This is a genomic window from Providencia sp. wls1943, from assembly GCF_009706275.1.
Lineage (GTDB): Bacteria > Pseudomonadota > Gammaproteobacteria > Enterobacterales > Enterobacteriaceae > Providencia > Providencia zhijiangensis.
The window spans coordinates 237,401-248,800 of record NZ_WLTU01000017.1; the positions used below are offsets into that span (position 1 = coordinate 237,401).

Below are 11,400 nucleotides of genomic sequence, written 5' to 3' on the forward strand. Positions count from 1 at the left end.
ATCTAACAATTACTCTGCATCTTTGCCATATTTTGGCGATCTCGGTCCATAGAGAATGCCATTTGGTTTACCTGCGGAGAGGAGTCTGGCACTTGTTATACCCGCAATACCATAACTCTTATCTGTTATAGTATCTGCGATTTGATTAACAACCGCCACAGGGAATACATAGTAACCAGCTTCAGCTAATGGCAACATCGTTTGAGATAAAAGCCCGTGACTTGCTTGCACTTCTGTTGTGCTATTTTGAGGCAATAACACAAGAATACTTTTTGGCTTACTTTGTTTATAAGCACTGTAATCTGTTTTAGTTGGTTGAGCACAACCAGATAACAGCCATACCATAACCAAGCAAGCTGCTAATGATCATTAAATGTTTCATTTTATTCTTCATTAGAAAATCCAATAAAGATAACCCGTATAATTTAAAAACAAAAATGTCATTTACCTTACAGATAACAAGATTGATCCTTATTCAATCAAACAATGTATAATTAAGTATGATATTAGTTAAACCCACAATGAAATATATATTTGTTTAGTTAATATAAACTAATATAAAAACCCATAAAGAGAGAATTTATGGATTTTATATTTAGAAAGCTTAATTAGCGATCATTTTCCAAACAGTTTTTGCGTGTACTCTTTGGATACTGCGCTTCGTTTACCATCCGCCTCAAAGTAACGGTCAACATGGCATTTTTGCTCGTTAATATCGCAGAAAATTCCATTGGCAAACGTCATGGCCGTTTTATCAAAATCGCCACCTTGCTCAATTGCTTTCGCGCGTTTATCACCTAAATATTTTTTCGTTAGTGCCACTGAAACGCCCTCTTTGGCGCTAACGCACACATATTTATCGCATAACACATTCTTTTCTGGGGATTTTAACGCTGAAGTCGATTTTGCTGACGCCAACATTGGCAATGCTGCGATCGCAAGCCCAACAAGACACATCGCTTTTAAGTTCATATAACGCCTTTTTTGAGTAATAACACAGCTGCAATATCCCATTAGAGTTGTATTTTGTGGATAAATTCCCACTCGCCATCACTATTTCATGTTTACTGCTAACTCTATCCACTTAGTGCATGATTTTAACTTTTCATTAACACTTTCAATTGTTATTTATTGCAGAAAAGATGAGTGTATAAGCGACAATTTAAATAATAAAAATACCTGCAACTCTACATTCAACCCAATTAAGCACCCCATAAGAGAGTGATGTATGACAACAGAGACAGTCGCGATTAAATCTTTTGGCACCACAAAAACCACCTCGAAAGTGTTATTTATCTGCTGGATGAGCATTCTATTTGAAGGCTATGATGTTGGCGTGATGGGCGCTGTTCTTCCCACTCTTGCAGAATATAAACAGTGGAACCTCACCCCTTTAGAACTTGGCGCTCTTAGCAGCTACGCTTTAGTCGGCATGTTTTTTGGGGCATTTATTATCGGTACGCTGAGTGAACTCTACGGGCGCCGCCGTATGCTTTTAGCCTGCGTCACGCTCTTTTCATTGACGATGCTTGCCGCTGCCCTAGCCCCAACACCTTGGATGTTTGGGTTGATGCGTTTTATTGGTGGTATTGGACTTGGAGGTGTTATTCCCGTCGCAGCCGCGTTAACCATCGAATATTCTCCTGCTGAAAAACGTTCTTTTAACTACGGCATTATGTATTCCGGTTACTCATTGGGGATCCTCAGCGCCGCACTGGTCGCCATGTGGTTACTAGAACAATTTGGATGGCGCAGTGTGATTGGCTTTGGTGCATTACCGCTTTTGTTAATTTGGCCGATGGCACGCATCTTGCCTGAATCCCTTGAATTTCTGACGCACAAAGGACGCCACACCGAAGCACAATCTCTGGCACAGAAATTAGACGTTGAATATCAAGCACCACCCGCACAGCAAAAACAGCAACCTCAACGTTTGAAAGAGATAGTCTCCGTGGTTTTTGCGTGGACACATTTGCGCGCAACCGCATGTTTCTGGATAGCGTTATTCTGCGGCATGTTGCTGGTGTATGGCTTAAATACGTGGCTGCCGTCGATTATGCGCAAAGAAGGCTATAACTTGGGCTCCAGCCTAACCTTCCTTGTGGTGTTTAGCTTAGCATCCGCATTAGGGGGCTTATTCTTAGGAAAAATTGCAGATAAACGCGGCGTTCGCGGCTCGGTTGCCTTTTTCTTCTTGCTCGGCGCAATAGGCATTGGCTGCATGGTTTTCAAACAAAATATCTATATTAACTATTTACTTGTCGCGTTTGCTGGGGTCGGCAGTATTTCCGCAGCGCTGATTTTGACGGGCTATATAGCCAATTATTACCCATCAAAAGCCCGTGCTTCAGCGACTGGCTGGGCATTAAGTTTCTCTCGAATTGGCGCGATGACAGGGCCTATGTTTGGGGCGTATATCGCCAGTTTGGGGATAGCGACCAGCTGGAACTTTATCGCTTTCTCGGTCGTGGCGGTGATAGCGGCAACTGCCGTGATTTTACTACCACGAAAACGCCCATAGATAGCGGGTTAGCCAGTAAATAGGCAAATAGGGGCATATCGCCCCTATTTGATTTTGGAATTAATATCTTTATTTTGAAACTAATACGCAAGACGGTAATGCACCGTCTCGCCTGCGGCTAACTCTGGTGAATCACTGTAATTATTTGATAATTCAATAAACCCACGTAATTCAGGAATATATAATTTTTGATACCACTCTAACTCTGAGCGGCGATGCAATTGATTGCTGGCAAAATCGAGGAGCAAACATTTCCGTCCGCTTCTCGCGGACTCCATCACCAACAAGCCATCGCCCCAGATAACCATATCTTGCAGATGGTTATAACCCGCTTCCTTGATCAGCTTAAAATTCCCGTCTTGATACTGATAAAGGGAAAATAATCGGCGAGAAGGCTCTTGAGCCGCTAAATAAATATCCCCTTTCTGATTCTGAACCGCCTCATTAATACGAATAGGTAACCATCGATGGCTAACCACGTTTTTCTGTGCAATGTTCACCACCACTTCAAGAGAGCCCATTTCGTTACCGTAGCTGTACCATACAATCACATTGCCATCATGAACCGCATAAGAAAATGTTGAATTATCTGCGATTTCTTCAGGATAAAAACGCTTCACAAGCTCACGTGGATCCAGCAAATATTGCCATGTAAGCCCTTTATCCGCGCTGGTAAAGATCTTTTGGCTGTCGATCAGGACATAGGGCTCCCCCTGACCACTTTGGTACATTTTTCCGGTAATTGCCGCATAAATGTATTCACCATCCCCGTCCTTCCAGGGCGTTAGAGGTGTAATCGAATTGTCCGCTAAATTCACAGTGCGATACCCATCGCGCACCATTAAAAGGCACTGAGACTCTTCACACACCGCGTTATAAAAACTGTCGCTAAATTGTGTAATAAAACGCACGCCATCTTTATTGGCAAATAACACCTGATAGCTGTCTTCCTGTGCAGGCGAAAACAAATCTGAACGATGGTAATAGTAAGATGAGCGACCATTTTTCTGCGCAATAATCAGCGTGCCGTCTTTCGCAGGGTAAGTTTTGGCGTAATCATAATCCGCAATATAAGCATTGCTCTCTTGGCTATTCTCTTTCCACCGCCATGGCGTATCATCCCCACCAAATACCAGTATCAATGTTGAGCCTAAACACACCAAGAAAACGGCACCCGTCAGCAGAAAGCGCCAACTTAGAAATGGATTCATTAGCGTACCTCCATAACATAAGTATCTTTACCTTGTTGGCGTCGTAATGCGCTCAAGACAGCTTGGGTTTGGTAATAGCCATTACCCCGTTTCGAAAATCGATAATAAGCCGCCATACCAAGGGCAATTAAGAAACAGATACCCAATGTTATCGAGCTAGCAAAACCAATAAATATCAGGTCATTATCGAGCAAATACAGCCAATCCCAATAATCCCAGTGATTTCCCCTGTCAACAATATCGCTAATTGCTGTCGCGCCAAAAATCGCCAAGAATAATGCCAAAATAATGCCCGTGATCCCCCATAACGCCAGATACAACCCGCGTTCTTGCGCCATACCTCGAGCAGACAACGTGTAAGCTAAATTATCTTGGTGGTTATACAGACCAAATACGACGCTATCAGGAAACCCATCTTCGACTTTGGAGTGATAGACTTCGACCTCATCCCCTTGAGCGAGAAAAAAGCTGTGGTTATTAAAGAAGGGTTTTGAGCCATCTAACTTGAGGTTTAAATGGCTTTTATTCACTTGAAGCTCTATTTCATTGCGGGTGTATGTTCCCCCACGATAATAATATTCAATCGTCTTGATACTCTTAATATTCACTTTGCCTTTTGTCACCTGTAACGCGGTTTCAGGGATAGGCTTTTGCTTTCGAGAATTTATTTTGAGTGGTTTGGATTTCGGGTTTTTAATTCCTTCAATCTGAATCAGATTTTCGCCAGAAATTACCTGAAACTTGCCCGCTATCACTAAATCTAATGCGCGTAAGATGGTTTTTCGTTTTCGGCTAAAAATAGTGAAGGTTTGTGAAATGCACATAGACAGTAAAACTACCCCCACAAAAGCCGCCATGCCTAATAATGACCCTAACACAATTAACCATGTGCTATCTTCATCATTAAACACGCAAAAAAATGCGGGGATAAAGAGTGCAGCAAGCCCAAAAGATAGCAGGTACTGCTTTACTAACCCTTTGTCAAATTTAAGGTTTCTATCGGGTTCCAAACGGCCATGTTCTGGGTGATACACCCAATTGAGCCAATAGCTCCCATCATTCAGTTGTTCAGCAGAAATAATCAACCTGTCGTCTTTATTCAATCGTTCCAAAAATATTTGGCTGTTTTCAAAATCTTCAGCATTGAAAAAAAACACGTTATCCGAAGTGATTAGTCTCACCATGCCCTCTGGTGAAACCTGTTTATAATCGCACTGAATTAGCTTAGCGTGAAAATATTGAACACCCATCAATGATGCCTATTTGTTATAGTTAATTTAACATTATGATAATAAATAAAGGTATATTGCCCTAGTTAAACTTGCCCTATACTAGAACAATTCAGATAATTACAGGCTCAAGGGCATAATCAGCTAAAAGCTGATAAATGCCTGTTTTACTCTTAAAATGCAACCAGACTCTAGTAAAGGAAATAATTACTGCTAGACTGACGCAAATGAGTTATTTTGAATCCATTACATCCCAAAATACCGTTATTTTATCCCTACCGTTAACAACAAATTTGAATAAATACGATGACATCAAAACCGGCCTACAAACAAATTCAATCTTACATTCTGCGGAGTATTGATTTAGGGATTTTCAAACCCGAAACTCAGATCCCCACTGAACTTGAGTTATGTGCCCAATTTAATGTTAGCCGTATGACGGTGAATAAAGCGATTTCTGAACTCAGCCAGAAAGGCATCTTAAATCGGATTGCAGGAAAAGGGACTTTTGTTGCCACTCAAAAACATGAGCTTCCCGTCACGAAAGCCTTTGATATTTTTGATGAAATTTCAGTTAGTGGGAATAAATATGCCGGCCACCAGCTACAGCTAAAAATCATCCCTGCTACCGCAGAAATTGCCCTACAACTTGGCGTCACAGAAGGTAGTGATATTGGCTACTGCAAATTACTGCATTTTGAAAATGACATTCCACTGATGCTAGAAGAACGCTATGTGAATCATAATATTGCCCCTGAATTTGTTCAGCAGCATTTTGGCAATAGTGAAACTCCAAGCGGCTATTTACAACGCCATTTTCCGGTCAGTGAGATGGAACACACCATAGAGGCAATTTTGGCTACTAAGCCTATCGCTCAAGCCTTATCCATCAAAGAACATGCCCCTTGTTTGCAGCTAAGCCGCCGTACATGGACAGGCAGCACGTTGATCAGCTACGTCAATATGATCAGCGCAGGCTCCCGCTATAAATTGAAATTACATTCCCGCATTGAAAGTTAATCTTTGGTCATAAACATTCATCAAATAAAACACGCATAAAAAATGGGGCACTCTGGCCCCAAAACGACTGATAAACAACGAAAATACCGTTCGATAATCTCCACATCACAGACATTACGTCAGGTATCAACACATCCACATCACAACAAATCATTTTCTCACAACAAAGATAACTACATGCCTTGATAAATAGGCCCTTCTCCCCCTTGCGGTGCTGTCCACGTAATATTTTGCAGAGGGTCTTTAATATCACACGCTTTGCAATGCAGGCAGTTCTGCGCATTTATTTGCAGTTTTTCCTGCATCTGATCACTCACTATTTCGTATACACCCGCAGGGCAATATCGTGTTTCCGGTGAAGCATAAGTGGATAAATTCACGCGAATAGGAATTTCATTATCTTTTAAACGTAAGTGGCAAGGCTGCTCTTCTGCATGGTTCGTATTGGATAAAAACACCGACGAAGGTTTATCAAATGACAACTTGCCATCCGGTTTTGGGTAATGGATCGGCTGAAATTCACTGGCAGGTCTAAGCCCTTGATGGTCATCCAGTTTAAGTTTAAGCGTCCAAGGGCTACGACCCTTTAATAACCATTGCTCTGCACCGAACATCAACGACCCCATCACTAACCCTTTTTTCATATATGGCTTGAAATTGCGGGTCTGATAAAGTTCGTCATACAACCAGCTTTTTTCGAATTTCTGCTGAAACTGGCGGGTAAATTCCGCATAATCGACGCCATTTTCGGCGAACGATTCAAATAAAGCCTCTGCCGCTAACATACCGCTTTTCACCGCGCAGTGGCTGCCTTTAATGCGTGCTGCATTCAAAAAGCCCGCATCATCACCAATTAATGCGCCGCCGGGGAAGCTTAACTCTGGCAATGCGGGTAAGCCCCCCGCCACCATGGTACGCGCCCCATAACTCACACGCTCACCGCCTTGCAAAAAAGCACTGAAGGCAGGATGGGTTTTCAAACGCTGGAATTCATCAAACGGGGATAAATAGGGATTTTCATAATTTAGCCCCACTACCAGCCCCACTGCCACCAAGTTTTCTCCATAGTGGTAAGCGAATCCACCCCCATAGGTTTGGTTATCCAACGGCCAGCCGATTGAATGCACCACGAGCCCCGCTTGATGCTGCTCTTTAGGAATTTGCCAAATTTCTTTGAGACCCAGTCCATAAGTCTGTTTACCGCAGTTTGCCGCTAAATCAAAATGAGAAATTAACTGTTTACCTAGTTGCCCTCGGCACCCTTCAGCGAAAAAAGTCATTTTGGCTAATAGGTTCATACCAGCTTGATACATAGCCGTTGGGTTGCCCTGTTTGTCTAGCCCCATGTCGCCAGTGGTGACGCCAATAACCTGCCTCGCATCATCAAAAAGGATTTCGGTAGCCGCAAACCCCGGGAAAATATCGACACCGAGTTGCTCCGCTTCTACTGCAAGTGCTGCGCTGACTTGCCCAAGGCTGCCAATCACATTACCGTGGTTTTTCAGGCTAGTAGGTAACAAAGATAATGGCAATTTGCTGGCTTTGTTCTCTTTGAGCCATAAAAAACGATCTTCACTGACGGCAGTGAGTGAGGCTGAAATGGTTTGCTGCCAGTCGGGTAATAACTCATTCAGTCCACGGGGATCGATGACCGCGCCCGATAAAATATGCGCCCCAACTTCGGCGCCTTTATCAATTAAGCAGACGCTAAGCTCCCGACCAGTTTGTAACGAGAGTTGTTTAATGCGAATTGCCGCCGATAATCCTGCGGGCCCACCACCGACAATCAGGACATCAAACTCCATGGATTCTCGCGCACAAGACGCCGAAACATTCGCACTATTGTCGATAGTCATTTTGCTCTCTCCTACGCCAGCGCTTTATCGAATTCAGGTAAGATCTCAAACAGATCCCCCACAATGCCGTAGTCTGCCACTTGGAAAATCGGCGCTTCCGGATCGCTGTTAATCGCCACGATCACTTTGCTCTCTTTCATGCCCGCGATATGTTGAATGGCGCCGGAGATCCCAACCGCAATATACAGATCTGGCGCGACGATCTTGCCCGTTTGTCCGACTTGATAATCATTTGGCACATACCCCGCATCCACTGCCGCACGGGAAGCCCCCACCGCAGCCCCTAATTTGTCGGCAATGGTTTCCAGCAACGCAAAATTCTCACCGGAACTTAAACCGCGCCCCCCTGAAATCACCACTTTGGCAGAGCTTAATTCCGCACGGCTCATCTGGGTTAATGACTGGCTAGTGAGCGCCGAAAGTTGGGTGAACTGCGCAACAGATACAGGTTCGATTCCTACAGGGGACTGGGTTGCAGTCGCTCCTGAAAATGCTGAGCTGCGTACGGTGATCACCACCTGATTGCCATTGTTTTGTACCGTTGCCAACGCATTTCCAGCATAAATTGGGCGGACAAACGTTTGTGCATCCACCACTTGGGTAATATCCGAAATCTGGGAAACACCCAGCGTGGCAGCGACACGAGGGGCAATGTTTTTACCAAATGTAGTCGCAGGAAAGATAATGTGGCTATAGCCCTGCGCCACGGCAACCACCGCGCTCGTCATGGATTCCGCCAGCGCATTTTTGAGCGGTTCGGCATCGATGGTGATTACCTTTTCGACGCCAAGAATGGAAGCCGCGGATTGTGCCACTGTAGCCACTTGGCTTCCCGCCACCAGCACATGTAGGCTTCCACCCTGTGCAATGATTTCGCGTGCCGCCGTTATGCTGTTATAGATTGAAGATTTAATGGTTTGGTTATCGTGCTCAACAACGACTAAAACGGATAATTGGCTCATGTTCAGGCTCCCTGTTAAATCACTTCTTTGGCTTGCAGTTCAGTCACTAACGTGGCGGCATCATTCAACATGGTGCACTGCCCAGAACGCTTTTTCGGTTCAGTCACGTTGACGATTTTTACTTGCCCTAATGGGCTAAAATTCAGTGTCGTAATATCAATGATGTCTAATGGTTTTTTCTTTGCCTTCATGATGTTAGGCAATGTGGCATAGCGAGGTTCATTTAAACGCAAGTCGGTAGTCACAATCGCAGGCAATCCCATGGATAAGGTTTCTAAGCCGCCATCGATTTCACGCGTGACTTGCAGCGTTTCGCCCTCGACCATAATCTGCGACGCAAATGTAGCTTGTGCACAACCCAAGAGCGCCGAAAGCATCTGCCCAGTTTGGTTGCAATCATCATCAATAGCTTGCTTGCCGAGCAAAATTAAATCCGGTTGCTCTTGATTCACCACTTGCTGCAAAAGGCGGGCAATATCCAGCGGCTCTAGCGCCATCTCGGCGGTTTTTTGAATCAAAATGGCTCGGTCAGCCCCAATCGCCATTGCACTACGCAGCGTATCTTGCGCCGAGGCTTCGCCGATGGAGACAGCGACGACTTCGGTGGCTTTGCCCGCTTCTTTTAAGCGTACCGCCTCTTCTACCGCAATTTCATCGAATGGGTTCATCGCCATTTTGACATTCGCCAGCTCAACCCCTGAGCCATCGGCTTTAACCCGCACCTTAACGTTATGGTCAATCACCCGTTTTACTGCGACTAAAATTTTCATAACCACTCCTATCGCGCACTTTGTTACTGCTATTTTTGAGTTGAGGGAGCCCATAGCAGTGAATATTTTCACTGCTATGACGCCATCACTGACTATTTTTATCGTTGGAAAATTAAGATGTTACCTAAGAAATAAACCTTATTTGGTTTCTGGCAATATCAGGCTTGGCGCCACTGACATTGGCCAAATTTTTACCGCGACATAGTAGATAATACTGGTGGCGACTAAACCGACAATCCACGAAATATCCACGCCGCCTAGGCTATCGACCAACGGACCTGTATAGAATCCGGTGGCAATAAATGGCATTTGGATCAATACGCCAACCACGTAGGTGATGATCCCCACTTTGTTCCAGCGACCATAACGGCCATTCGGGTTGGATAATTGCGGAACATCGTAGCGACCTTTCGTCACCCAGTAGTAATCCACTAAGTTAATCGCACTCCATGGCGTAAAGAACGCTAATAAGAACAGCAAGAAAGCCGAGAACAGTTTTAAGAATGAGTGTTGCCCAGCAAGACCTAACGCCGTCGAAAAGCTCACCATGAGGATAATAAAAAACAGGCGCTGACCACGGGATATCTGGTGTTTACCACGGAAACCACACCAAATTGCCGCCATCGACATAAAGCTGCCGTAAGCATTCAGAGCGGTAATCGTCACTTTGCCAAAGAAAATACTGATATACAGCAGCGCTGCAATTAACCCCGTGCTGCCTAAGCCAACAATGTAGGAAACTTCATGACCCGCAAATTGATTACCGGCAAGCGCTGCCGCAAACACCCCTAAGATCATTGAGGCTTGAGTTCCGATCACTGTCCCTGAACCTACGGCTAAAAACGCTTTGATGGTTGGGGTTTTGGTCGGCAAATAGCGGGAATAATCTGCCACATAAGGGCCAAACGCAATTTGCCAAGAAGCCGACAGCGACATGGCTAATAGGAAATTCGTCCAGTCAAAATGACGATTTGATAATAATACCGAGACGTCATTCATATAGAACAGACGGAAGAATAGGTAGAAGAAGGCGATAACACCGACGACACTCGCCACTTTACCGAGAATGTGGATGATGCGGTAGCCGCAGATAGTGATACCGATGATCACAATTCCGAAAATCACGATCCCCATCCAATCACTGACGTTCAGTAATTGCCCCACCGCCTGCCCCGCCAATACTGTCCCACTGGCAGAAAACCCAACGTACATCATACAGACTAATAAAATCGGGATGACCGCACCATAAACCCCAAACTGCACGCGACTGGAGATCATTTGCGGTAGACCCAGCTTCGGCCCTTGTACAGCATGGAGCGCCATCACTGCGCCCCCCAGTAATTGACCGATAAACAAGCCAATCAACGACCAAAAGACATCGCCCCCCAGTACAACAGCGAGGGCACCGGTGACGATTGCGGTGATTTGTAAGTTAGCCCCAAACCACAGCGTGAATTGGCTCGACAACGTCCCGTGTCGTTCAGATTCAGGAATATAGTCAATGGAACGTGCTTCGATAAGCGGAACATTATCTTGGCAAGACTGCTTTTGCCCGATGATATCGTTGGAAACTGTCATGGTAATTCCTCTTTAAGCAAGGCTGGCTTAAAGAATGAACCAATTAGTCGTCAGTAATGAATTCTCTATGTTGTGAGCACAGACATTTGACGTGATGCAGGTATGTTATTGTTTTATCTACCCGTCATTAATAATTGAAATACATTCTTAAACCTGATTGTTGTTGTGTTTTTAAGTCCATGATCCTGTTGTCAGGATAGTGCTCCTGTTATTGCTTAGATACTCATAGCTGGAAAAACCCCGATAAGTCCTG

General features: G+C 44.6%; 10 protein-coding genes. 2 read left to right on the forward strand and 8 right to left on the reverse strand.

Annotated features, from left to right (window positions below):
- Positions 1-9 precede the first annotated feature (9 nt).
- Positions 10-345 (reverse strand): GNA1162 family protein, encoded by a 336-nt coding sequence (locus GKR48_RS08610; protein WP_154627900.1) that lies wholly within the window; start codon positions 343-345, stop codon positions 10-12.
- 270 nt (positions 346-615) lie between these two features.
- Entirely contained in the window at positions 616-972 is a 357-nt protein-coding gene (locus tag GKR48_RS08615; RefSeq protein WP_154627763.1) for a YcgJ family protein, read from the reverse strand.
- Between the two features lie 256 nt (positions 973-1,228).
- Here GKR48_RS08615 and GKR48_RS08620 point away from each other — a divergent pair, with 256 nt between their 5' ends.
- Positions 1,229-2,521: an MFS transporter gene (locus GKR48_RS08620; RefSeq protein ID WP_154627764.1), complete on the forward strand. Its 1,293-nt coding sequence runs from the start codon at positions 1,229-1,231 to the stop codon at positions 2,519-2,521.
- An 80-nt stretch (positions 2,522-2,601) separates the two neighbouring features.
- Here GKR48_RS08620 and GKR48_RS08625 read toward each other — a convergent pair whose 3' ends face one another.
- Together GKR48_RS08625 and GKR48_RS08630 are read right to left on the reverse strand one after the other, a co-directional pair.
- On the reverse strand, positions 2,602-3,732 hold the full coding sequence (locus tag GKR48_RS08625; RefSeq protein ID WP_154627765.1) for a hypothetical protein: 1,131 nt from the start codon (positions 3,730-3,732) through the stop codon (positions 2,602-2,604).
- Positions 3,732-4,916, reverse strand: a complete 1,185-nt coding sequence (locus GKR48_RS08630) for a hypothetical protein (RefSeq protein WP_230088627.1) — start codon at positions 4,914-4,916, stop codon at positions 3,732-3,734. Before GKR48_RS08630 ends, GKR48_RS08625 begins: the two co-directional genes overlap by 1 nt.
- Positions 4,917-5,267: 351 nt before the next feature.
- Here GKR48_RS08630 and GKR48_RS08635 point away from each other — a divergent pair, with 351 nt between their 5' ends.
- Positions 5,268-5,981 carry a UTRA domain-containing protein gene (locus GKR48_RS08635; protein WP_154627767.1) on the forward strand — a complete coding sequence of 238 codons (714 nt, stop codon included), beginning with the start codon at positions 5,268-5,270 and terminating at the stop codon, positions 5,979-5,981.
- 173 nt (positions 5,982-6,154) lie between these two features.
- On the opposite strand, the gene GKR48_RS08640 is transcribed toward GKR48_RS08635, so the two are convergent.
- From GKR48_RS08640 to GKR48_RS08655, 4 genes are all read right to left on the reverse strand, one after another.
- The gene (locus GKR48_RS08640) at positions 6,155-7,837 is read right to left on the reverse strand and encodes an electron transfer flavoprotein-ubiquinone oxidoreductase (RefSeq protein WP_154627768.1); all 1,683 of its coding nucleotides are present in this window, start codon (positions 7,835-7,837) and stop codon (positions 6,155-6,157) included.
- Positions 7,838-7,848: 11 nt separating this feature from the next.
- Positions 7,849-8,799 (reverse strand): electron transfer flavoprotein subunit alpha/FixB family protein, encoded by a 951-nt coding sequence (locus GKR48_RS08645; protein ID WP_154627769.1) that lies wholly within the window; start codon positions 8,797-8,799, stop codon positions 7,849-7,851.
- Positions 8,800-8,813: 14 nt separating this feature from the next.
- Positions 8,814-9,569 carry an electron transfer flavoprotein subunit beta/FixA family protein gene (locus tag GKR48_RS08650; protein ID WP_154627770.1) on the reverse strand — a complete coding sequence of 252 codons (756 nt, stop codon included), beginning with the start codon at positions 9,567-9,569 and terminating at the stop codon, positions 8,814-8,816.
- Positions 9,570-9,707: 138 nt separating this feature from the next.
- Positions 9,708-11,147, reverse strand: coding sequence for a purine-cytosine permease family protein (locus GKR48_RS08655; RefSeq protein ID WP_154627771.1), 1,440 nt, complete (start codon positions 11,145-11,147; stop codon positions 9,708-9,710).
- Positions 11,148-11,400 lie beyond the last annotated feature (253 nt).